Raw genomic sequence first — 24,038 nt, 5'->3', positions numbered from 1 at the left:
CAAGACACTTTTTTATTGGTAAAACTTAAATCAGTTGACATTTAAAAATTTTTTAATAGAGAATAATTAATCAAAAAAAAGGCTAAATTATATATGAAATTCAAAAACAGGAGGTGAGTTTGATAAAGCCAATTAGGAGAGTGATAATAGGTTGGGTAAATTAAAATTTAACCATAAAATTGTAATTTCCATTTTAATATTAATTGTATTATGTTTAAGTATTCAGAACAATAAAATTTTATTTTATCCTTCAAATATCAATATTGTTAAAGGAGAGAATAAAAACCTAGATATATCATTTCCATTTTTTTTGGATATTAGCCAAGAAAAGGAGAATGTAATAGAAGCTAGTTATAACGAAACAGAGAATATTGGATTAAAAAAATCTTACCAGTTAAATGGAATAGATGCAGGAGAAGCAGAAATTCAGCTAAAGCTCTTAGGTTTTATTCCAGTTAAAAATTATAATGTAAATGTTATAAATAGGCCAGAATTAGTTCCAGGTGGCAATGCTATCGGGGTTAGATTAAATACTAAAGGCGTTTTAGTTGTTGCAGTAACAGATGTTATTGATATTAAAGGACATAGATCTAGTCCAGCTAGAGATGCAGGGTTAAAAGTAGGAGATAGTATTGTAGAAATAAATGGAGTAAAGGTACAGGATGCTGAACATGTAGTTAGTATCCTTAATAATATAAAAGATACTAATGTAAAAATGGTAGTACAGAGAAATAAAGCAGAATTTGTTACTGAAGCTAAACCTATGCAAAGCATGCAAGATAATTGTTATAGACTTGGAATTTGGGTAAGGGATAAAACTTCTGGCATTGGAACATTAACATATTATAATAAAAATACAAGCGAATTTGGTGCACTTGGTCATGGGATTGTTGATGTAGATACTGGAGGATTATTATCAGTAGAAAAAGGCAAAATAATGAATGCCAAAATATCTAAAGTAGAGCAAGGAAAAAAAGGTACTCCCGGAGAAATTAGAGGTGTATTTTATGAAACTGATAATTTACTTGGAGATATAAATATTAATAGTCCCTATGGTATATATGGAACAGTAAAACAGGATAATATGAATTCTATTGAAAATAGCCCTATACCAATTGGCTTTAAAGAGGAAATAAAGGTTGGAAAAGCATATATTTTAACTACTATTGATAGTAATAATATAGAAAAATTTGAAATTGAAATAGTAAAGGTACAACCACAATTAAAGGCTGATCAAAAAAGTATGGTAATAAAAGTTACGGATCCAAAACTTTTAGATAGAACTGGCGGAATAGTACAAGGGATGAGCGGCAGTCCTATAATACAAGATGATAAATTAATCGGAGCCATTACCCATGTTTTTGTAAATGATCCAACTAAGGGTTATGGTATATATATAGAATGGATGCTAGAGCAAATGAATACTAAATAAGCCTTTATGGCTTATTTTTTTTAAATTTTTTAAAAAAAGAAGGAGTTTTAATATATTTGTCGAATTAGTATATATTATAACAAACTTTAAAAAACAGGGGGATATAAGAAATGAAAAAAATAAAAATTGTTATTGCAGATGATAATAGGGAGTTTAGTGAAATATTAACCCGATTTATATCATCTTATGAAGAATTTCAAGTTGTTGGAGTAGCTAAAGATGGAATTGAGGCATTAGAGTTTGTAGATAGAGAGAAACCAGATGTTTTAATATTAGATATAATCATGCCTCATCTAGATGGCTTAGAGGTATTAGAAAGACTGTATGAACATGGAGAAGGAAATCTACCTAAAGTAATAATATTATCAGCAGTAGGGCAAGATAAGATTACTCAAAGGGCTATTGAACTTGGAGCTCATTATTATGTTGTTAAACCATTTGACTTTAGAATTTTTATGAAGAGATTAAAACAAGTTGCTGGAATTGATGATAATATTATTAGAGTTAAAGAAAGTTCGGAAATTTTTATGCCAAATAAATATGAATCTACAGAAAAAAACCTAGAAACCCAAATAACTAAAATTATCCATGAGATTGGAATTCCAGCTCATATTAAAGGATATTTATATTTAAGAGAGGCCATAGCAATGGTTGTTGAAGATATGGACTTTTTAGGAGCTATTACTAAGGAATTATATCCAAGTATAGCAACTAAATTTAATACTACTCCATCTAGGGTAGAAAGAGCAATTAGACATGCAATAGAAGTAGCTTGGACTAGAGGAAAAGTAGATACTATAAATAGATTATTTGGATATACAATAAATAATAATAAGGGAAAACCTACTAATTCAGAATTCATAGCACTTATTGCTGATAAATTAAGATTAGAACAAAATAAACTAATTGAAAATTATTAATAAAGCTTATGGATTAAATGCGATCTTTTTATTTAGTTTAGGAATCTATAACTATATAAGAAGGTCGTTTTTATATAGAAAAATTTTATTTATATTTAATGATAATAGATATTTATGATATAATATAATATATTTTATTTGGTCAATAATAGTTATATAGATTTTTGGAGGTTGTTATGTACATAAAGGGAATTATTAAAAAAGATAAAAAGACGAAGAATCTAGTAAATAGATTAGAGCATAAGGATATTGCTATAATATCTCATAAAGATTTAGATGAGATAGCTGCTATTTCATTGGCAGAAAAGAAAATTTCATGTGTAATAAATACAGAAAAGACCATAAGTGGAAAATATCCAAATAGAGGGCCTTCTATTTTAATGGAAAAGAATATACCTATTTTTGAAGTGGAAAATAGCGAAATATTTGATTCCTTAAAAGAAGGAGATGAAATAGAGATTATCGATGATAATATTGTATTTAAGGGGAGGGAAATTGGAAAATGTAATCATATCAATAATAGTATTATTGAAGATTTGATGAAATTAGGTTATGATAATATAGAAAGAGAATTAGATGCTTTTATTGAAAATACGTTGGAATATGCAAAAAAAGAAAAAAGTTTAGTTACTGGGAAAATAGAAATTCCCAAGATTGATACGAATATAAATAAACGTCATGTTTTAGTTGTTGTAAGAGGAAAGGATTATAAAGCAGATTTAATAGCTATTAGAAATTATATTGATGAGGTAAAACCAATATTAGTAGGTGTAGATGGTGGAGGAGATGCATTATTGGAATTTGGACTTGTTCCTGATATAATAATTGGGGATATGGATAGTGTATCAGATGATTGTTTATTAAAGGCTAAAGATGTTATAGTTCATGCATATACAGACGGCAGAGCTCCAGGATTAGTAAGAGTTAAAGATCTTGGAATAGTACCTAAATTATTTGTATCTCCTGGTACTAGTGAAGATATTGCACTTTTATTGGCTTATGAAAATAATGCTGACTTAATTGTAGCCGTTGGAACTCATACAAATATGATTGATTTCTTGGAAAAAGGAAGAAAAGGTATGTCTAGTACATTCCTAGTAAGATTAAAAGTAGGTGGAAAATTAGTTGATGCTAGGGGTGTAAATAAACTTTATAGCTCTACATTTAAGACAAAGTATTTGGTATTTATTTTAGTAGCTGCTTTTATTCCCACATTTATATTAATTCTTATCAATCCTATTACTAAATCTTTTTTGACATTATTAAAATTTAGACTTAGATTATGGTTAGGTCTTTAGGGAGGATTATTATGTTACCTAATATGAAGTTTTATATCGTTTCGATTGTATCTATTTTTGTGGCTTTGGGTATAGGAATATTTATTGGGTTTACCATAGATACACAAGAATTTGTTATTGATCAAAAGGATATAATTAATAATATAATGGAATCACAATTTGAAATATTAATAAATGAAAACAAGGAACTTAAGTCTGATGTTAACGAATTGGAATTAGAAAGTAAATATAAAGATGAATATATAAATCTAAGTCATGAAGCTATAATAAAAGATAAATTAACAGGTCTTAATGTAGGAATAATTGCAACTAATGAAGATTATATTACCTCTGGCATAGGTAGAGATTTGGAGTTGGCTGGAGCTAAGGTAACGAGTGTTACCACTTTAAATAATAATATAGATGATAAAGCTAAGTTAAATAATTTATACAATGAACTTAATATTAATTTAGTTAAGAATCCAGTTGAATCTGTTATTTCTACAATAACTGAATCAATAATAACTGGTATAGAAAATCCAATATTTCAAAGCCTAGAAAAAAGTGGACTTATTCAAATTATTGGAAATTATGATGAACCTATTGATTATTTAATTATTTGTGGGGGAAGCTTTGAAGATGGTTCTAAAAGAATTAATCAGGTAGATAGATTTGTTATTGATATTTCTAAAAAACATAATATACCTATACTAGGTGTTGAAAAATCCAATGTAAATTATTCTTATATGACAGGATATAAAGACTTAGATATATCTACCGTTGATAATGTTGATATGATAATAGGCAAAGTTGCCATGATACTAGCTATGGAAGGTACGGGAGGGCATTATGGTATTAAAGATACTGCTAATGGTGTCATTCCTTATTTTCATAAGGAATAATTTAGGAGAGATAGTATGAAAAAAGAAGGAAAGCTTGTATGTGTAGTTCCTGTATATAATGAAGCTGATTTAATTGTAGATACTGTAGAGAGCTTAAAAAAAATAGTATCTATTGATGAAATTGTTATAGTGAATGATGGATCTAAAGATAATACTTTGGAAGTAGCTAATACATTAAATGTATCTGTTATAGATTTAGGTAGTAACTATGGTAAGGGATATGCCATGAGAAAGGCCATAGATACTTTAGAATATGATTATATTGCATTTGTAGATGGAGACTTAGGTGAAACTAGTATACAAGTTGAAGGTCTTATTTCACCAGTAGTTAGTGGAGAAGCTGATGTATCTATAGCTAAATTTCCTAAAAGAAGTGATGTAACCCATACAAAGGGAGGAATTGGAGCAGTAAAGATGTTAGCTAAAAAAGGAGTCTATTTCTTTACTAAGAAAGAAATAGATACTTCTTTATCTGGACAGAGAGTATATAAAAGAGAAGTTATAGATAAAATAGATTATATACCTGATAGATATGGTATAGAAGTCGCTATGACTATTCAAACAATTAATAATGGATTTTCAATCATAGAGATACCAGTGAATATGAAACATAGATATAGTCAAAGAAATTTAAAGGGATTTATTCATAGAGGAAAACAATTTAAGGATATTTTGAAAACATTTATAATAATGTATTTTAGAAGGTGAATTTATGGGTTATTATAAAATAATTAGTTTTATATTATCTTTCGTTTTAGCATATATTGCATTGCCTAAGTTTATTGATATGCTGCTTAAAGCTAATGTTGTATGTGAAAATTTTAAATCTGATTTAATACCAACTTCAATGGGTATAGTATTTATTTTTATTCAAGTAATTACCTTAGGAATTTTAGAAATATTATTTGGTTCCGATGATAATTATAATTTATTATATCTTTTGGGGTTGGTTTTTATCGGCTTATTAGGTTTATTTGATGATTTAACAGGGGAAAAGAAAATAAAAGGATTAAAAGGTCATATAAAAGCTTTTTTTAAGGGTATACTTACAACTGGGTTTATAAAAGCCTCTTTAGGATTTTTTATTTCTTTAGTCGTTAGTTCATATATTTCTAATTCTCTAAGGGATTTTGTTATAAATTCTTTTTTAATTGGGTTATTTACTAACCTTATTAATCTTTTTGATTTAAGGCCTGGCAGAGCAACTAAAATATTTATGATAATTGCTTTGACTTTTATAATTACCGATTATTATGGTAACAATAACTATATATTATTTTCATTTTTTGGTGTTCTCATTCCGTATATATTTTTGGATTTAAAAGCTAAAGTAATGATGGGAGATGTAGGTTCTAATGTTTTAGGATTTACATTAGGTTTATATGCTGCAACAAGTTATGACTTTACTGTAAGAAGTATAATTTTAGTTTTACTTATAATTGTTCATATTATGGCAGAGAGGGTTTCCTTTTCTAAAATAATTGATAGCAATAAGTTTTTAAGATTTTTGGACAATATTGGGAGGTAGTGAAAAATTTGATTGGTTATAAAAATGGAATTGTAAGTTCTATAATTAGTGACAATGATCATCTAACTATAGTTAATGTTGATGTTGAAGGTAATACCTATAAGGCTGTAAATTACAAGGAATTTACAGGTGATGTTAATGTTGAAGATAAAGTTGTATTAAATACTACAGCTATGGATTTATCCTTAGGAACTGGTGGATATCATTTTATTATGTATAACTTTAGAAATAAATTTATGGAGACTAAAGGACCAGGACATATAATGAAATTACGATATACTCCTTATCAAATGAAATGTTTGGCAGCAGAGGAGGAAGATAGTCCTTATCACAATGTGTTTAATGAATTTAAATCATTAGATAATCATGTTTTTATTGTAGCCACCTTACATAGTATGATTGCTCCTATTACAGCTATGATTAAATATTTAAATAATAATATAAAAATTAATTATATCATGACTGATGGAGGGGCATTACCTTTATACTTTAGTAATACTATATCTGAATTAAAAAATAAAAAAATCATAGACAAGACTATTACCATAGGTCATGCATTTGGTGGAGATTTAGAATGTATTAATATATATACAGGATTAATTGCTGCTAAAGAAATACTTAAGGGTGATGTAACTATAATATCAATGGGACCAGGGATTGTAGGCAGTGGTACAAAATATGGATTTACTGGTATAGAACAAGGTCATATAGTTGATGCTATAAATAATCTTAAGGGAATGGCAGTTTCTGTTCCAAGAATTAGTTTCAAAGATAAAAGAAACAGGCATTATGGTATTAGTCATCACACTATTACTACTTTATCTGAGATGACAAATACTAGATCAAATCTAATTTTGCCTTATTTAGAACAAGAGAAGGAAAATCATATTATTGAACAAATTGAAAAGGCTGGAATTAAAGAAAAACATAATATTATATTTGAAGATGGTGAAAAGATAGTTATGGTAATGGAGAAATTTAATTTAAAAACAACTTCTATGGGAAGATCTATAGAGGATGATATAGATTATTTTATTACTTTAGGTGCAGTTGGGAATTATACAGCAAATTTATTTGAGGAAAGGAGGGTATAAATGATGTTCGAAGAAAAGACTATGAAATCTGATAAATTATATGAAGGAAAATTACTTAATTTAAGAGTAGATACAGTAGAAATACCAGATAAAAAATATTCTAAAAGAGAAATAGTTGAGCATCCTGGGGGTGTTGCCATAATTCCTATAACCGATGATAATTCTATTATATTGGTTAAACAGTATAGAAAAGCTGTGGAGAAGTTTTTGCTAGAAATTCCTGCAGGTAAGTTAGAATTAAATGAAGAACCTAGGGAAACTGCAATAAGAGAGTTAAAAGAAGAAACTGGATTTGAAGCTAAGAAGCTAGAATATCTACTAGAATTCTATACTTCACCAGGGTTTTCTAATGAAAAAATATATTTGTTTTTAGCTACTGATTTAATAGAAGGGGAGCCTACTCCAGATATAGGAGAATTTGTAGACATAGAGAAATATAATATTGATGATCTTGTTAAGATGGTAGAGAGAGGAGAAATAGTCGATAGTAAAACTATTATAGGTATTAATTTTGCAAAAAAATATATAGATAAGAAACAATAAGTGATAATATCCTCCTTTTTAGCATAATAATTCTATAAAGCTTGTATACAAAAGGGGGAAGTAAATTGATATCTACAAAAATGAGAAGATTAAGTAAGAGTCATTTTCAAAATAGTTTTATTGTATATTTTATATTAACTATTTTTTTTGTGATTGGAGTAGTTATTGGTGCAATACTCATTAATAGATTGAGTCCTAGAGAAAATTTAAGTCTTGCTAATCACTTTAGTTGGATTTTTAAGTATATTGAAAAAGAAAAGTATAAATCTATAGATATATTTAAGATAGCTTTATTATCCAATATAAAAATTGTATCTATTATTTGGATTTTGGGATTAATTGGCTTAGGTCTGTTGATTATCCCTTTAATTCTTTGTTGGAAGGGTATAGCTATAGGATTTACAGTTGGTTTTTTAGTTAAGGAGTTTGGAATTAAAGGCTTTACATTTGCATTATTAGGACTTTTGCCTAATTATTTAATAATAGTACCAAGTTTTTTAGTTATAGGATCAATTGGGTTATCCTATTCTGCATATGGTATGAAGTCTAAGGGAAGTAGAATGCATAATAGAAATATAATAGATTATTCAATTTTAACTTTATTATTTTTTTTCATTGTTATATTTGGATGTTTTATAGAGGGATTTTTTACTTCATATTTTTTAAATTTAATCATATTTAATTTATAAGATTTAAAATTGTTATTACAAAGGAGAAGTATAATGTCGGACAGGATTATGATAGATTATTTAGAATATATTAAAAACGAAAAAAAATTAAGGAATAATACTCTAGAAGCCTATATTAGAGATGTTCTGCAGTTTAAAGAGTATCTCTTAGAGCACGATATTAAAGAGTATAAAGAAACAAATAAAACTATTATTATTACATATTTAATGAATTTGCAGAAAAATGGAAGAGCAACTTCTACTATATCTAGAAATTTAGCTTCAATTAGATGTTTTTTTCAGTTCCTATTAAATAATAATATGGTTAGTGAAGATCCAACATTAAATTTAAAATCACCAAAATCAGAAAAAAAGATACCGTCTGTATTAACTACAGAAGAAGTTAATATTTTGTTGTCACAGCCAAAGCCCAATAATTTTAAGGGATCAAGAGATAAAGCCATGCTGGAATTATTATATGCTGCAGGTCTTAGAGTATCGGAAATAATATCTCTTAATATTAATGATTTAGATTTGGACTTGGGTTTACTTAATGTTAAAGAAAATGATATAAATCAAAGAGTTATACCTATTGGAAGTTTAGCATTAGAGGCTTTAACTCATTATATTTCTACATATAGGCCTAGTGAAGACACAGGAGATGAACCTCTTTTTATAAATTATAGCGGTAGTAGATTAACTAGGCAGGGATTCTGGAAGATAATAAAGCAATATACAAAGGAATCTAATATAAATAAGACCATAACACCTCATACACTTAGACACTCATTTGCAGTTCATTTACTGGAAAATGGGGCAGATATTAAGACTGTTCAGGAAATGTTGGGACATTCAGATGTATCAACTACACATATATATTCATTTGCATCAAATGATAAAGAATTGAGGGAAGTATATAAAAAATCACATCCAAGAGCATAGGAGGAGAAAAGATGGATTATATAAAAAAGATTAAAGAATCAGTTGATTTTATAGTTTCAAAGACTAATAAATTACCTAAGATAGGCTTAGTATTAGGATCAGGTTTAGGTGATTTGGCAAATAAAATTGAAAAACCAGTGATAATTAAATATGAAGATATACCTAATTTTCCTCAATCAACAGTAGAGGGACATGCTGGACAATTGGTTATAGGAGAATTGGCTGGAAAGATTGTTGTTGCAATGCAAGGCAGGTTTCACTTTTATGAAGGATATTCTTTAAAAGATGTTACTTTTCCAATTAGAGTAATGATTGGGCTTGGCATAGATAGTCTTATAGTAACTAATGCAGCTGGAGGTGTGAATACTCAGTTTGTTCCTGGAGATTTGATGATTATTCAAGACCATATTAATTTTACAGGACAAAATCCTTTAATTGGTGGAAATTTAAATGAATTTGGGCCTAGATTCGTTGATATGTCAAGGGCTTATAATAGAGATTATATTGACTTGGCTAGAGAGGCTGGTAAAAAATTAGGATTAAATCTTAAAGAAGGAGTTTATATGTGGTTTACTGGACCTACTTATGAAACGCCATCGGAGGTTAGATTAGCTAGAACATTAGGTGCTGATGCTGTTGGTATGTCCACAGTTCCAGAGGTAATTATAGCTAATCATCAAGGTATTAAAGTTCTAGGGATATCATGTATAACTAATATGGCATCGGGGATTTTAGATCAACCTTTAAATCATGAAGAAGTTGTAGAAACATCTAAAAGAGTTAAAGATAGTTTTGAAAAATTGTTGATTGAAACAATCTATAATATGTAATTGGAGTGATATCAATGAGAATGTATGATATTATCAAGAAAAAAAGAGATGGTCATTCTCTTACAGAGAAAGAAATTAACTATTTTATAGAAAATTATACTAATGGGAATATTCCTGATTATCAAGCATCAGCATTGCTAATGGCTATCTATTTTAATAAAATGGATAAAAGAGAAACATTGGATTTAACCAAGGCTATGATTAATTCAGGGGATACTTTTGATTTATCAGATATAAATGGAATAAAAGTGGACAAACATTCTACAGGGGGAGTAGGGGATAGTGTAACTTTGATTTTAGGACCTATGGTTGCAGCTTGTGGTGTGCCATTTGTTAAAATGTCCGGTAGAGGATTAGGACATACAGGAGGAACTTTAGACAAATTAGAATCTATTAAAGATTTTAGGGTTGCTTTAAATAATAATGAATTTGTGAATAATACTAATGATATAAATATTTCCATCTGCAGCCAGACAGGTAATATTACTCCTGCAGATAAAAAATTATATGCTTTAAGAGATGTTACGGCTACTGTTGAAAATCTATCATTAATAGCAGGTAGTATTATGAGTAAGAAACTGGCTATTAAATCAGATGCTATACTTTTAGATGTTAAAGTTGGCTCTGGAGCTTTTATGAAAAATATTGATGATGCCATTGCTTTAGCCGAAGAAATGGTAACTATTGGAAATGCATATGGAAGAAAAACAATTGCTGTAGTTACAAATATGGATGAGCCTCTTGGCAGAGCTGTAGGGAATGCTTTAGAGGTAAAAGAAGCTATAGAAACTTTACAAGGTAAAGGACCAGATGATTTATTTGAGTTATGCTTAGTTTTAGGTTCCAAACTACTAATTCTTGCTGGAAAGGTAACAGATGAAATAGAAGGAAGAAAGATGCTTATTGATGTTATAGAGTCAGGTAAAGCATATGAAAAACTTATTGAACTAGTTGAACATCAAGATGGTGATACTTCCTATGTGAAAAATACAGAATTATTGCCTAGAGCTGAATATATTCTGGAAGTAAAGAGCAATAAGGAAGGATATGTTAAAGTCATTAATGCTGAAGAAGTAGGAAAAGCTGCTTTAATTTTAGGTGCAGGTAGAGAAACTATTGAATCTCAATTGGATTTATCAGTTGGAATTATTTTAAATAAAAAAGTAGATGATAAAGTTGATATAAATGAAACTTTAGCTTATATTCATGCTAATGATTTAGAAAAAGCTAAAGATGTTGAAAAAATTCTGCAGGAAATATTTCTTATAGGCGATAAAAACATTAACAATAAAAAATTAATTTATAAAGAAATAAATCATATTTAATTATTTATAACCAATTATTGTAATTCGTTAATACCCTGTATAACTAAGGAATTTTGTGGATAATATAAAAGCAAATACATGAATGGAGGTAATAGGTTGAGAAGAAGACTTGTATCCATTATATTATTGCTTTTAATATTAATCACTTCTATTCCATTGGGAGCTTATGCTGAGACTGATTTAAAGGTTAATGCTAAGTCGGCAATACTCATGGATGTTAATACGGGGGCTATAATTTATAAATTAAATGAAAATGATAGATTGGCTCCTGCCAGCATAACTAAAGTAATGACATTACTATTAGGTATGGAAGCAGTAGATTCTGGTAGAATTAAATTAGATGATAAGGTAATGGTTAGCGAACATGCTTCGCAAGTAAAAGGTTCAACTGTTTTTTTACAAGCAGGTGAAACGCAAATTGTAGAAGATTTGTTTAGGGCTATTGCTATTAGGTCTGCCAATGATGCTGCCGTTGCATTAGCAGAGCATATTGCTGGTTCTGAAGATATTTTTGTAAAAATGATGAATGAAAGAGCTAAAGCCTTAGGTATGGAGAATACTCAATTTCGCAATGCTAGTGGTATGCCAATTGATGATCATTATATTTCCGCATATGATGTGGCGTTAATGTCTAAAGAGCTGCTAAAACATGAAGGGGTTCACGAATGGTTAACTACTTATATGACTGAAATGAAAGTAGGAAAAAACAAATCCAGTACTCAGGTTATGGTAAATACCAATAGGTTAATTAAAGAATATGATGGAGCCACTGGAGTTAAAACAGGTTCAACTAATGAGGCTGGATTTTGTTTATCTGCATCGGCTAAGCGAGGGAACTTAGAGTTAATTGCTGTTATTATGGGAGTAAACAATTCCAAGCTTAGATTTGATGAAGCCAAAAGAATGCTGGACTATGGTTTTGCAAACTATGATTCTATGACCATAGGAAAAAAAGGCGACATTATTGCTACATTACCTGTAGAGAAAGGCAAAGTTTATGAGGCGGATCTCATGCTTTCTAGAGATTCTCATATACTATTGCCAAAAGGAGAAAAGGCTGAGGTTGATAAAGAAGTAATCCTGCCTGATGTATTACATGCACCTATATTGGCTGGAGAAGAAGTTGGTGAGATTGTAATTAGTATTGATGGTAAAGAAGTTGATAAAGTGAAATTAGTTTCCAAAACAAATATTGAAAAAGCTAATCTATTTAATATGCTAAATAAAACAATAAAAAATTATTTGAGTGTAAGATAAAATTGAGTAAAGATTTTATATAACCTCGACTTTAATGGGTCGAGGTTGTATAATGTTATAGTATAGGTTATTAGAAAAGGGGATTAAGATGAATATTATTTACAATTTACCAGGACTTTTTATAGCTATAATATTTCATGAACTAGCCCATGGAATAGCAGCATATTGGCTAGGAGATAATACAGCAAAAAATGCAGGAAGGTTAACCCTAAATCCCCTTAAACATGTGGATCTAGGAGGGTTCCTGTTTTTGCTGGTATTTAAATTTGGTTGGGCCAAGCCTGTTCCAATAAATCCATTTAATTTTGAAAACAGAAGGAGAGATACTATTTTAGTATCATTGGCAGGACCATTATCTAATTTTATAATTGCAATTATCATTGGTTTTGTTTTATCTTTGAATATAATAACTAATGCCATAGTCTTTAAAATTCTTTTTATAACTTTATGGTATAATATTATGCTGGGGATATTTAATTTACTTCCTTTTCCACCATTAGATGGTTCTAAAATTGTTGCATCTTTACTTCCGGATAAATTAGAGTATTATTTTTATAAATATGAAAAGTATTTATATGTAATTCTTGTAATTCTTATAGCTACTAATACTATAGATAGAATAATGGGGCCTATTATAGATGCTGCATTAAATTTATTAATTTTAATGATAGGATAGGAGTATTTATATGGAATATAAAATAACAATAGATGCATTTGAAGGACCTATGGACCTATTGCTTCATCTTATTGACAAGGCAGAGATAGATATATATGATATACCAATTAATCTTATAGCTGAACAATTTATTGAATATATTCAGCAAATGGAAGAACTTAATTTAGATATAGCCAGCGAATTTTTAGTAATGGCAGCTACTCTATTAGAGATTAAATCTAAATTACTGCTTCCCAATAAAGTCAGTGCTTGTGATACTCAGCTGGAAATGGAAGAGGTAGATCCTAGGGCAGAGCTTGTTAGAAGATTAGTTGAATATAAGAAATATAAAAATATTGTGGAAGAATTACGAACGCTTGAAACTATTCAATCAAGAGTTTATTATAAACCAAAAGAAGATTTAATGGATTTTGAAGATGAAGAATTTGAACTTGAGGGATTGAATATAGAACTATTATTAAAATCTCTTAGTAATATTATTGAAAAAAAAAGTAAGGAAAATAAGGTTTTAGATATTAATGAAATACAAAGAGATGAATATACGCTAGAGGAATGTATGAAAGATATAAGGGAAAAACTTAATATATCTGACATGTTAAAGTTTAGCTCTTTACTTGACGAAAATTCCACTAAAAAAGAGGTTATAACCTATTTTCTATCGGTTTTAGAACTAATTAGAATGAAATATATAAATGTGATTCAAGAAGAGGATTTTTCTGATTTAATTATTAGTAAAAGAGAAGAGGAGCAGTAATTTATGGATAGTAGGGAACTTAAATCTATAATTGAATCTTTATTATTTACTTGGGGAGATCCATTAGATATTAAGGATATTTCATCAATTGTGGAAATTGGTGAAAAAGAATTATCTAATATTATGCAAGAAATGATAGATGAATTTGATTATAATATGCGGGGAATTAAAATAATAAAGATAAATACTTCTTATCAATTAGGAACTAGACCAGAGAATTTTGAGTGGATTAAAAAATTATCGAATCCGAAGGTAACAAAGAATTTATCAAATGCAGCATTGGAAACTTTATCAATTATCGCTTATAGGCAACCTATTATTAAATCGGATATAGAGGCTATAAGAGGCGTGAGATGTGACAAGGCAATAGAAACATTAGTTGAAAGAGGTTTGATTGCTGAGAAAGGGCGTTTAGAAAGGGTAGGCAGGCCAATATTATATGGCACTACGGATGTTTTTTTAAGATGCTTTGGTTTAGAAAATTTGGAGAGTTTGCCTCCATTAAATGAGATTTCAGATGATATAGATAATATGAATATGGAAAAATAATACTAAATTTAGTATTATTTTTCTTTTTTTTGGAAATATATAGATATCAGTCACAAAGGAAGTGATACTATGATATATGTTTTTCTTTTAGTTTTATTGCTATGTTTGCTTATATTTTTGACGCCATTTGAAATTAAAGTTTATTATGAGTTTAATCAAAGTTCAAACTATCAAATAGTTATTACATATTTATTTGGCCTTATTAAAAAAACTATTAGCTCAGATATGAATCACATTAAGGAAAGTAAAACTAATAATAGAGAGATTAATAAAAAACTAAATCCAGTTGATTTATTTCAATATCTTATTGATAAAGGAACTATAAAAAAACTGCTTATTAAAATTAATATTGGATTTGAAGAGGCAAGTTTAGTAGGAGTATCAGTAGGGATTGTTTGGGCTATAGCAAATAGTATACTTGCATATTTTCTTAATAGATTCCATGTATATAGGATTGATAATAAAGATTTACAGGTCAATCCAATATTTAATCAAGATACTTTTGAATTATTTTTTTTATGTATAATTAAAGTAAATTTGGTTTATATTATTACTGCGTATATTAAGATTTTAAAGATGAGAAAGGGTGGTGATAGTATTGCCAGAACATCCAATAGAAGGATTAATGAAAACTACAATGAATAGCTTAAAAGAGATGGTAGATGTAAATACTATTGTAGGAGATGCTGTACATGCAGCAGATGGTTCTGTAATAATACCAGTGTCTAAAATATCATTTGGATTTGCATCAGGTGGTAGTGAATTCAATAGAGATAGAAAGAATAATATAATAGATGGAGAGTTTCCATTTGGTGGAGGAAGTGGGGCAGGTGTTTCTGTATCACCAGTAGGCTTTATTGTTGTAGGTAATGAACAAATAAAATTATTAACAGTAGATGAAGGTAGCAGTGCATTAACAAACCTATTTGGATTTGTTGAGAAAATGACAGATAATTTACAACAATCCTTTGCCAATAAAAATAACAATACTAATACTCAGGAAAATGTAAATTATAATGAAATGCAGTAGAGATTATGAATTATTTTCTATATTAGGAGCAGGATGCATATCTTGCTTCTTTTAAATTAATAAAGACTAAAGGAGGTTATTAGATGAAAATACATAAATATATAGCTTTAATATTTATAATTATTTTAAGTTCAAATATAGTATATGGTGAAAATTTAAATTTAAGTGCGGAATCCTGTATATTAATAGATAGTGAGAGCGGAAGAGTTCTTTACGAAAGAGATGCCCATAGAAAGATGCCAATGGCAAGTACAACAAAGATTATGACAGCTTTAGTTGCGTTAGAAAAAGGAAATATAAATGATAAAGTAGTTATTAAAAATGAATCTGTAGGCGTAGAAGGCTCTAGTATATATTTGAGAGAAGGAGAAGTCATTAGTTTAAAAGATATGCTTTATGGATTGATGTTAAGATCGGGAAATGATGCTGCTGAAGCTATAGCACTGCATATCAGTGGGAATATAGATGATTTTGTATCTTTAATGAATGAAAAGGCGAAATCAATAGGAGCATTAAATACGAATTTTAAGAACCCCCATGGGTTACATGATGATTTGCATTATTCAACTGCCTACGATTTAGCGTTAATAACAAAGGCAGCATTTTCCTATGAGGAATTTGCTAATATTGTAGGATCTAAATCACATCTTGCAGATAGGGTGGAGAATAATTATTTTTATAATAAAAACAAAACTTTATGGCAATATGAGAGAGGAGATGGAGTTAAGACTGGATATACAACTAAATCAGGTAGATGCCTAGTTTCATCAGCAAATAAGAATGGAATGCGACTTATAGCAGTATGTCTTAGAGCTGGAGATTGGTTTAATGATAATTATAAATTATTAGACTATGGATTTGATAATTATAAACAATCTTTTATATATGATAAAGGGCAGTTCATTAAAAAAGCTGATGTAGGTAATGGAAATAAAGAACATGTTAATTTAGTTACTGAAAAAAGTCTTTTTTATCCTCTAAAAGAAGGAGAAAGAGAAAAAGTAAAAATTAGTGTTGATATTCCCAATGATATTGAAGCGCCTATAGAGAAAGGAGATAAAATAGGGTATATATGCACATATTTAGACGGTCAATTAGTAGATAAAAGTGATTTAATAGCTAAATCTTCTATAAAGAGAACAAATCTTGTAGAAAGATTCTTTAATAATATCAAATCTAAATAATATATACTCGATATGAATTTACTTTCTAATTGAAAAGAGGTAATATATTAGTACTAGATGTTGAAAGGGGCTTTAAAATGAGATTGCAAAAATATATTGCATTATGTGGTGTAACTTCAAGAAGAAAGGCAGAAACTTTAATAGTAGAAGGCAAAGTAAAAGTAAATAATAAGGTGATTACAGAGTTAGGTACTGTTGTCGATCCAAATAAGGATATAGTTAAAGTTAACGATAAACGTATTCAAGCTGAAGAAAAAAAGGTTTATATTATGTTAAATAAACCTATAGGATTTGTAACCACTCTAAAGGATGAAAAAGATAGAAAGATAGTGACAGATTTAATTGAAGGAGTAAAAGAAAGGATTTATCCTGTGGGAAGGCTGGATACAGACACTACAGGCCTTCTTATTTTAACTAATGATGGTGATTTGGCCTATAAACTTACTCATCCAAGTAAAGAAATCAAAAAAAGATATATAGCCATTGTAGAGGGTGTTCCTAATAGAAGAGAGTTAGAAAGGTTTAGGAGTGGACTTATAATTGATGGCAGGCCTACTGCTGACGCTTATATAAAAATAGCCAAGAGATATGAAACTGAATCTATTCTTGATATATCTATACATGAAGGAAGAAATAGACAGGTAAAGAAAATGTGCGAGGCTATCAATCATCCTGTTAAGAAATTAAAGAGGATTGCTATGGGTGAATTAGAGCTTGGTGGGTTAGATATAGGAAATTGGAGATATCTAGAGAATGATGAGATAGAATACTTAAAAAAACTTTAGTTACAGTAGGTGAAGATATGTTAGTGTTGCAAAATTGTAAAGTAGATGAGTTTAATGAAATAAAGGAATTTTTAGCTAAAGAAGGAATTAGGGATTTGGTCCTAGAAGGTATTATTTATATAGCATTAGATGATAATGAACTGATTGGTGTGGGAAAGGCCTTAGAAAAGGATAAAAAGTGGATAATAGAATACCTGGTAATTAGAGAGGATAAGCGAAATCAACAAATAGGAGATGGGCTTCTCAGAGCAATATTAAATAAACTTTATAATCAAGGTATTGAAAAGATTTATTCTAGTTCAAATAATGATTATTTACTAAAGAAAGGCTTTATACTAAATTGTGAGAGTCATCTAGAGCTGAGTATATCTGATTTTTTTAGTAAAGGTTGTAAATGTTGTGGAGGATATAATGAATTATAATGAAATAGTAAATACTTTGAAAATATCTAGAGATATAATTTATAAATGCGTAAAAGAAGGACAAACTGTAATTGATTGTACTGTAGGTAATGGATATGATACAGTTTTATTGGCTGAACTAGTAGGATCAAGTGGAAAAGTCTATGGGTTTGATATTCAAGAGGAAGCCTTAAAGATAACATTTGAAAAATTGACTTGTGAAAACCTAAGGGATAGGGTAATATTAATAGGGGATGGGCATGAAAATATTGATTTATATATTGATGAAAAGATAGATTTGATTATTTATAATTTAGGATATTTACCTAAGGGAAATAAAAATATTAAAACTACTAAAGATACAACTCTAATGTCTTTAGAAAAGTCACTTAATTTATTAAAAGATAATGGAATAATTCTTATTACTTGTTACATAGGTCATGAGGGTGGGCTTGAGGAAAAGAATGGAGTTGAGGAATTTTTAAAAGGGCTCGATCAAAAAAAATATAATGTAATAAAATATGATTTTATCAATCAAAGAAACTATCCACCTATTTTATATGGAGTGGAGAAATCTAAAACTAGGAGGGACTAAAATGGCAGGTATAAAAATCACAGACACAACATTAAGAGATGCTCATCAATCTTTGATAGCAACAAGAATGAAATTAGAAGATATGCTACCCATAGCAGAAAAACTTGATAATGTTGGATTTTATGCATTAGAAGTATGGGGAGGAGCTACCTTCGATTCTTGTTTAAGATTTTTAAATGAAGATCCATGGGAAAGACTAAGAGCACTTAGAAAAGTATTTAAAAAAACAAAATTACAAATGTTATTAAGAGGTCAAAATCTTTTAGGATATAGGCATTATCCAGATGATGTAGTTGAAGAATTTGTAAAAAAATCAATTGAAAATGGAATAGATATTATTAGGGTATTTGATGCTTTGAATGATATTAGAAATATAAAAAAATCAATAGAAGCAACAAAAAAATATGGTGGACATGCTCAAGCAGCTATTTCATATACAACAAGTCCTATACATAATATAAAATATTATGTAAACTTGGCTAAAGATATGGAGAAATTGGGAGTAGATTCAATATGTATTAAAGATATGGCTGGAATTCTTTTACCATATCCAGCTAAAGAATTAGTTAAAGAAATGAAAAAGGCTGTAAAGGTTCCAATAGAAATACATTCCCATTTTACAAGTGGAATAGCAAACCAAACCTATATGCAAGCTATAGAAGCTGGAGCTGATATTATAGATACAGCAATATCACCACTGGGAAATGGTACTTCTCAGCCTGCAACTGAACCAATGATTGCGTCTTTAGAAGGATCACCTTATTATCCTGATAATATTGATATGAAATTACTATTAGAAGTATCTGATTACTTTAAAGGACTAAGAGATAAATATTTAAAGGAAGGATTACTTAATACTAAGGTATTAAATGTTGATGTAAATACATTAATATATCAAGTTCCTGGCGGTATGCTATCTAATTTAGTATCACAATTAAAGAGTCAAGGTAAAGAAGATAAATTTGATGAAGTTTTAAAAGAAGTACCTAGAGTAAGAGAAGATTTTGGATATCCGCCTTTAGTAACTCCTATGAGCCAAATGGTTGGAACTCAAGCAGTGTTTAATGTAATTCTTGGAGAGAGATATAAAATGGTACCTAATGAGGCGAAGAATTATGTAAAAGGTCTATATGGAAAACCAACATTACCTATATCAGAGGAGATTAAGAAAAAAATCATTGGAAATGAAGAAGTATTTACAGGTAGACCTGCTGATTTAATGGAACCACAATTAGAGGAATTTAGAAGCGAGATAAAACAGTATATTGAACAGGATGAAGATATATTAACTTATGCTTTATTCCCACAAATAGCTATAGAATTTTTTAAACAAAGACAAGCTAAAAAATATAAAATAGATTCAGAATTACTAAATGAAGAATTTAAAACATATCCAGTTTAAAACGAGCCTTAAAGGCTCGTTTTTTAATACTATAAATGTGACTAATATGACATTGATATGAAGTTAAACTTGCAAAATAAATATAAATTTATTAAAAATGAAATAAAACTTGCAATAAATATTTTGTTTTGATATTATTATATTAAGAAATAAATACATCATAAGGGGGAAATGAAAGTGTCGATAAAGACAGAAAAGTCTCTTACGGTAGATAAGAATTGGTGTAAAGGGTGCGGCATCTGTGTTGCATTTTGTCCCAAAAATGTACTTGAAATAAAGGATGGAAAGGTTAATATTAAGGACCTAGACGCATGTATACAATGCGGACAGTGTGAACTTAGATGTCCGGATTTTGCTATTTATTTGGGGGGGAAATAAAGATGACCGAAAAGACGATTAAACTAATGCAAGGCAATGAGGCTTGTGTAGAAGGGGCTATTGCTGCAGGTATGAGATTCTACGCAGGATATCCTATTACACCATCTACTGAAATCGCTGAGCTTTCAGCTGAGAGGTTACCAAAAATTGGTGGAAAATTTATTCAAATGGAAGATGAGATAGCCAGTATTTCTGCTACTATTGGTGCTGCTATATCAGGAGCGAAATCTATGACAGCAACTAGCGGACCTGGATTTTCACTTAAGCAAGAAGGTATAGGATATGGAGTAATAACTGAAACACCTTGTGTAATTGTAAATGTTCAAAGAGGAGGTCCAAGTACAGGCTTACCTACAGCTCCAGCTCAAGGTGAAATTATGCAAGCTAGATGGGGAACCCATGGAGATCATTCCATTATAGCTTTATATCCATGGTCAGTAAGGGAAATCTATGAAACAACAATTAGGGCATTTAATCTAGCTGAAAAATATAGAACTCCGGTTATTCTTTTAATGGATGAAGTAATTGGACATATGAGAGAAAAAATAGAACTATCTGATGAAGATAAAATTGAAATATATAATAGAAAAAAACCAAATTGTCCGCCGGAAGAGTATAAAGCATATAAAGTAAAGGAAGGGGATATTGTTCCTGAGATGGCTGGATTTGGTGAAGGATATAGATTCCATGTAACAGGTCTAGTACATAGTGAGTCGGGTTTTCCCTCTGGAAATGAGAAAATAGCGGAGACTTTAATTAATAGATTAATAAATAAAATAGAAGATAATGTAGATGATATTGTAGAAGTGCAAGAATATCTATTAGATGATGCAGATATTGCTATAGTTGCATTTGGTTCTACAGCACGTTCTGCTAAATCAGCTGTAGATGCTTTAAGAGAAGAAGGAGTAAAAGCTGGATTATTTAGACCTATTACTATTTGGCCTTTAGCAGAAAAGCAATTAGCTGATTTGTCAAATAAAGTGAAGCGTATAGTAGTTGTAGAAATGAATAAGGGTCAATATTTCTTAGAAGTAGATAGGGTTGCTGGAAAAAATGTTAAAGTAGAGAAATATGGTAGGGTCAATGGGGAGCTTATAACTCCAGAAGAAATTATTTCTTTTGTTAAGGAGGTTTAAAATGCCTAGTCAATTAGTTAACGAATATTTTAGAACTGAAAATTTACCACATATTTGGTGTCCTGGATGCGGTAATGGTATAGTTACAAGGGCTATAGTTAAGGCTATAGATAATTTAGGATTAAATAAAGATAAAGTTTGTATAGTATCTGGAATTGGATGTTCTTCAAGAGCATCTGGGTATTTGGATTTTAATACAATACATACTACTCACGGAAGGGCACTTGCTTTTGCTACTGGTATTAAATTAGCTAATCCAGAGTTGCATGTAATTGTTATAACCGGTGATGGAGACTGTTCTGCTATTGGTGGAAACCATTTAATTCATTCTGCTAGAAGAAATATAGATATTACTACAGTTGTGTTCAACAATAATACTTATGGTATGACAGGTGGGCAATATTCACCTACAACGCCTACTGGGGATAAAGGTACTACTGCTCCATATGGAAATATTGATGCTAATTTTGATTTATGTGAGCTTGCTAAATCAGCAGGGGCTACTTATGTAAGCAGGAGTACTGTATTTACAGCTAATATGCTAATTAAACAAGTAGAAGAGGGAATAAAGAATAAAGGTTTTTCATTTATTGAAGCTGCAACAATTTGTCCAACTTATTATGGAAGAAAGAATAAAAAAGGTGAAGCAGTAGATATGATGAATTATCTAAAGGAAAATGGTATAAATATTGCAGCCTATGACAAATTAACTGATGAGCAAAAAAAAGGCAAATTTGTTATTGGAGAATTGTATAAAAATACTAGACCGGAATATGTTGAACAATACCAAAAAATAATTGAATCTTTTTCAAAGGAGAGATAAATATGGTACGTCAAGAATTAAGACTAACGGGTTCTGGCGGGCAAGGACTTATATTAGCTGGAATTGTATTAGCTGAAGCTGCTTTATATGATGGAATGAATGTAGTTCAATCTCAATCCTATGGGCCAGAAGCTAGAGGAGGAGCTAGTAAAGCAGAAGTAATAATCAGCAAAGATGAAATTAATTACCCTAAGGTAAATGATTGTGATATAATGCTTACACTTACACAGGTTGCATGTGATAAATATATAAAATCACTAAAACCTGGCGGAACGTTAATTATAGATAAATCTCTAAGTAATATACCAAATAGAAATGACATTACTATATATAAAGTACCTATATTAGAAACGGCAGCTAATAAGCTAAATAAACCTATGGTAGCTAATATTATTGCTTTAGGCAGTATATATGAATTAACGAAAATAGTAACTAAAGAATCCCTTGAAAGAGCAGTATGTGATAGAGTGCCTAGGGGAACGGAAGAATTAAATAAAAAGGCTTTAGAAGAGGGATTCAATCTAATAAAGGCTCATAAGGAAGAGTGCTATGGAGACGTATGTTGATATTATTAAAAACATTCAAAATAATTTCAACAATTTAAGTAAGGGACAAAAACTTATAGCAGAGTTCATTATTAATAGCTATGATAAGGCAGCTTTTATGACTGCTGCAGCTCTTGGAGAAACTGTTAATGTAAGTGAATCTACTGTTGTTAGATTTGCCAATACTTTAGGATATAAGGGATATAGGGAACTTCAAAAAGATCTACATGAATTAATTAAAAACAAACTTACGACTGTACAAAGGCTTACAATGGCAAATGAGTATTCGAATAAAGAGAATGCATTAAAAAAAGCCATGGAAAAGGATATGGAAAATATTGATAAAACAATAAATGAAATAGGACATGGAACTTTTCAAGATGCAATTGATTTGATACTTAATGCTAAAAATATATATATTCTTGGATTGAGATCATCTTCATTTCTAGCAGGATATTTGGGATTTTATCTTAGCTTTATAATAAAAGGTGTAAATGTTATTACATCAGGACCTAATGATGTATTTGAACAATTGTTAAAGGCAGATACAAAGGATTTAATAATTGGCATTAGTTATCCTAGGTATTCAAAACGAACACTTGAAGCTTTAGATTTTTGTATGGAAAAAGGTTGTAAAATTATTAGTATAACAGATAGTTTAATTTCACCAGCAGCAAAATATGCAGATATTTCCCTAATAGCTAGTAGTGATATGCTTTCCTTTGTAGATTCATTGGTTGCCCCTATGAGTTTAATAAATGCTTTGATAGTTGCTATAGGTATGGAAAAGAAAAATGATATTACATCTTCTTTTGAAGATTTAGAGAATATTTGGAAGAAATATAATGTATATGACGTTAATGTAAATAGCAAAGATAAATAAAAACGATATTTAAAAATATCGTTTTTATTTATAGATTAGTATCATAATAAATGTTATCATAAATGATAATCTTTATTATCTCAAGTATTTATTATATTATATAAATAAATACAAATATTATTAAGTAATTGCGAAACTATTTTTAAAAAATGAATAATAGAAACATAAATCTTTTA

The 24,038-nt window shown here is 29.4% G+C and carries 28 protein-coding genes; all 28 read left to right on the top strand.

The features are described from left to right. Positions 1-151: 151 nt before the first annotated feature. The 28 genes from spoIVB to ABWP20_RS10975 all read left to right on the top strand — a co-directional run bounded on the left by spoIVB (position 152) and on the right by ABWP20_RS10975 (position 23,862). Complete coding sequence (gene spoIVB, locus ABWP20_RS11110) at positions 152-1,432, top strand: SpoIVB peptidase (protein WP_353095875.1); 1,281 nt, start codon at positions 152-154, stop codon at positions 1,430-1,432. A 110-nt stretch (positions 1,433-1,542) separates the two neighbouring features. Then, complete coding sequence (spo0A, locus tag ABWP20_RS11105) at positions 1,543-2,352, top strand: sporulation transcription factor Spo0A (protein ID WP_353095874.1); 810 nt, start codon at positions 1,543-1,545, stop codon at positions 2,350-2,352. Positions 2,353-2,528: 176 nt separating this feature from the next. Continuing rightward, positions 2,529-3,650 carry a putative cytokinetic ring protein SteA gene (gene steA, locus ABWP20_RS11100; protein WP_353095873.1) on the top strand — a complete coding sequence of 374 codons (1,122 nt, stop codon included), beginning with the start codon at positions 2,529-2,531 and terminating at the stop codon, positions 3,648-3,650. Between the two features lie 11 nt (positions 3,651-3,661). After that, positions 3,662-4,531, top strand: coding sequence for a copper transporter (locus ABWP20_RS11095; protein WP_353095872.1), 870 nt, complete (start codon positions 3,662-3,664; stop codon positions 4,529-4,531). A gap of 15 nt (positions 4,532-4,546) precedes the next feature. Then, positions 4,547-5,239, top strand: a complete 693-nt coding sequence (locus ABWP20_RS11090) for a glycosyltransferase family 2 protein (protein WP_353095871.1) — start codon at positions 4,547-4,549, stop codon at positions 5,237-5,239. A gap of 4 nt (positions 5,240-5,243) precedes the next feature. Beyond that, positions 5,244-6,059, top strand: coding sequence for a phospho-N-acetylmuramoyl-pentapeptide-transferase (locus ABWP20_RS11085; protein ID WP_353095870.1), 816 nt, complete (start codon positions 5,244-5,246; stop codon positions 6,057-6,059). Next, positions 6,059-7,153, top strand: a complete 1,095-nt coding sequence (locus ABWP20_RS11080; protein ID WP_353095869.1) for a DUF3866 family protein — start codon at positions 6,059-6,061, stop codon at positions 7,151-7,153. Before ABWP20_RS11085 ends, ABWP20_RS11080 begins: the two co-directional genes overlap by 1 nt. Then, positions 7,154-7,696, top strand: a complete 543-nt coding sequence (locus ABWP20_RS11075; protein WP_353095868.1) for an NUDIX hydrolase — start codon at positions 7,154-7,156, stop codon at positions 7,694-7,696. A 65-nt stretch (positions 7,697-7,761) separates the two neighbouring features. After that, positions 7,762-8,385: a stage II sporulation protein M gene (gene spoIIM / locus ABWP20_RS11070; RefSeq protein WP_353095867.1), complete on the top strand. Its 624-nt coding sequence runs from the start codon at positions 7,762-7,764 to the stop codon at positions 8,383-8,385. A 33-nt stretch (positions 8,386-8,418) separates the two neighbouring features. After that, a complete protein-coding gene (xerD, locus tag ABWP20_RS11065; protein WP_353095866.1) occupies positions 8,419-9,306 on the top strand; it encodes a site-specific tyrosine recombinase XerD in 888 nt (295 codons plus the stop codon). 11 nt (positions 9,307-9,317) lie between these two features. Further along, the gene (locus tag ABWP20_RS11060) at positions 9,318-10,136 is read left to right on the top strand and encodes a purine-nucleoside phosphorylase (RefSeq protein WP_353095865.1); all 819 of its coding nucleotides are present in this window, start codon (positions 9,318-9,320) and stop codon (positions 10,134-10,136) included. A gap of 14 nt (positions 10,137-10,150) precedes the next feature. Further along, the gene (locus ABWP20_RS11055) at positions 10,151-11,461 is read left to right on the top strand and encodes a pyrimidine-nucleoside phosphorylase (RefSeq protein WP_353095864.1); all 1,311 of its coding nucleotides are present in this window, start codon (positions 10,151-10,153) and stop codon (positions 11,459-11,461) included. A gap of 96 nt (positions 11,462-11,557) precedes the next feature. Next, positions 11,558-12,718, top strand: a complete 1,161-nt coding sequence (locus ABWP20_RS11050) for a D-alanyl-D-alanine carboxypeptidase family protein (protein WP_353095863.1) — start codon at positions 11,558-11,560, stop codon at positions 12,716-12,718. An 88-nt stretch (positions 12,719-12,806) separates the two neighbouring features. Beyond that, positions 12,807-13,394 carry a site-2 protease family protein gene (locus ABWP20_RS11045; protein ID WP_353095862.1) on the top strand — a complete coding sequence of 196 codons (588 nt, stop codon included), beginning with the start codon at positions 12,807-12,809 and terminating at the stop codon, positions 13,392-13,394. A gap of 10 nt (positions 13,395-13,404) precedes the next feature. Beyond that, entirely contained in the window at positions 13,405-14,148 is a 744-nt protein-coding gene (locus tag ABWP20_RS11040) for a segregation and condensation protein A (RefSeq protein ID WP_353095861.1), read from the top strand. A gap of 3 nt (positions 14,149-14,151) precedes the next feature. Further along, positions 14,152-14,697 (top strand): SMC-Scp complex subunit ScpB, encoded by a 546-nt coding sequence (gene scpB / locus ABWP20_RS11035; RefSeq protein WP_353095860.1) that lies wholly within the window; start codon positions 14,152-14,154, stop codon positions 14,695-14,697. Between the two features lie 69 nt (positions 14,698-14,766). Then, complete coding sequence (locus ABWP20_RS11030; protein ID WP_353095859.1) at positions 14,767-15,342, top strand: DUF2953 domain-containing protein; 576 nt, start codon at positions 14,767-14,769, stop codon at positions 15,340-15,342. Beyond that, positions 15,296-15,727, top strand: coding sequence for a GerW family sporulation protein (gene ytfJ, locus ABWP20_RS11025; RefSeq protein WP_353095858.1), 432 nt, complete (start codon positions 15,296-15,298; stop codon positions 15,725-15,727). Before ABWP20_RS11030 ends, ytfJ begins: the two co-directional genes overlap by 47 nt. 83 nt (positions 15,728-15,810) lie before the next feature. Beyond that, positions 15,811-16,911 carry a D-alanyl-D-alanine carboxypeptidase family protein gene (locus ABWP20_RS11020; RefSeq protein WP_353095857.1) on the top strand — a complete coding sequence of 367 codons (1,101 nt, stop codon included), beginning with the start codon at positions 15,811-15,813 and terminating at the stop codon, positions 16,909-16,911. 77 nt (positions 16,912-16,988) lie between these two features. Beyond that, positions 16,989-17,696, top strand: a complete 708-nt coding sequence (locus tag ABWP20_RS11015) for a pseudouridine synthase (RefSeq protein WP_353095856.1) — start codon at positions 16,989-16,991, stop codon at positions 17,694-17,696. A 17-nt stretch (positions 17,697-17,713) separates the two neighbouring features. Further along, positions 17,714-18,118: a GNAT family N-acetyltransferase gene (locus tag ABWP20_RS11010; protein ID WP_353095855.1), complete on the top strand. Its 405-nt coding sequence runs from the start codon at positions 17,714-17,716 to the stop codon at positions 18,116-18,118. Then, on the top strand, positions 18,108-18,692 hold the full coding sequence (gene mnmM, locus ABWP20_RS11005; protein ID WP_353095854.1) for a tRNA 5-(aminomethyl)-2-thiouridylate-methyltransferase MnmM: 585 nt from the start codon (positions 18,108-18,110) through the stop codon (positions 18,690-18,692). The genes ABWP20_RS11010 and mnmM overlap by 11 nt, the downstream gene beginning before the upstream one ends. Before the next feature lies 1 nt (position 18,693). Further along, a complete protein-coding gene (locus ABWP20_RS11000; protein WP_353095853.1) occupies positions 18,694-20,094 on the top strand; it encodes an oxaloacetate decarboxylase subunit alpha in 1,401 nt (466 codons plus the stop codon). Between the two features lie 177 nt (positions 20,095-20,271). Continuing rightward, on the top strand, positions 20,272-20,472 hold the full coding sequence (locus ABWP20_RS10995; RefSeq protein WP_503012536.1) for a 4Fe-4S dicluster domain-containing protein: 201 nt from the start codon (positions 20,272-20,274) through the stop codon (positions 20,470-20,472). A gap of 2 nt (positions 20,473-20,474) precedes the next feature. After that, positions 20,475-21,611 (top strand): 2-oxoacid:acceptor oxidoreductase subunit alpha, encoded by a 1,137-nt coding sequence (locus ABWP20_RS10990; protein ID WP_353095851.1) that lies wholly within the window; start codon positions 20,475-20,477, stop codon positions 21,609-21,611. A 1-nt stretch (position 21,612) separates the two neighbouring features. After that, positions 21,613-22,434 (top strand): 2-oxoacid:ferredoxin oxidoreductase subunit beta, encoded by an 822-nt coding sequence (locus ABWP20_RS10985; protein ID WP_353095850.1) that lies wholly within the window; start codon positions 21,613-21,615, stop codon positions 22,432-22,434. A 2-nt stretch (positions 22,435-22,436) separates the two neighbouring features. Beyond that, positions 22,437-23,000 (top strand): 2-oxoacid:acceptor oxidoreductase family protein, encoded by a 564-nt coding sequence (locus ABWP20_RS10980; protein ID WP_353095849.1) that lies wholly within the window; start codon positions 22,437-22,439, stop codon positions 22,998-23,000. Continuing rightward, a complete protein-coding gene (locus ABWP20_RS10975; RefSeq protein WP_353095848.1) occupies positions 22,984-23,862 on the top strand; it encodes a MurR/RpiR family transcriptional regulator in 879 nt (292 codons plus the stop codon). The genes ABWP20_RS10980 and ABWP20_RS10975 overlap by 17 nt, the downstream gene beginning before the upstream one ends. The last annotated feature ends 176 nt before the right edge of the window (positions 23,863-24,038 follow it).

Origin of the sequence: Tissierella praeacuta, assembly GCF_040396155.1 — a bacterium.
Classification (GTDB): domain Bacteria; phylum Bacillota; class Clostridia; order Tissierellales; family Tissierellaceae; genus Tissierella; species Tissierella praeacuta_A.
This window is presented reverse-complemented; position numbering and strand designations above follow the sequence as displayed.